The sequence below is a fragment of the Drancourtella massiliensis genome, assembly GCF_016900655.1.
Taxonomy (GTDB): Bacteria; Bacillota; Clostridia; order Lachnospirales; family Lachnospiraceae; genus Sellimonas; species Sellimonas catena.
The window spans coordinates 1-223 of the sequence record NZ_JACJKH010000154.1 but is presented as its reverse complement, the minus strand read 5'-3'; the positions used below and the strand labels follow the sequence as shown (position 1 = coordinate 223).

Here is a 223-nt window from a genome sequence, read left to right as displayed (position 1 = left end):
CTTATGCAGCCTGGACACCCCTTTCGGGTCTCCTGATATCTCCCAGCATCTTTTCTCCATCGTAATCTACACCTTTTGTCAGTATGGCATAGAAGACTCGAAGGACTTTACATGCTACCGTTACCACCGACTGCATCTTCTTCAGAGGATTTTTCTCTCTTGTTTGATAATACTGGTGGATCTCCCTGAATTCACTATTTTTCCCTATCACGGATATCGCCGC

Annotated in this window: 1 pseudogene; it reads right to left on the bottom strand. The window is 45.3% G+C overall.

From position 1 onward, the window contains the following. Nucleotide 1: 1 nt before the first annotated feature. Nucleotides 2-223, bottom strand: a pseudogene (locus tag H6A32_RS16170) (IS110 family transposase); the annotation flags it as partial.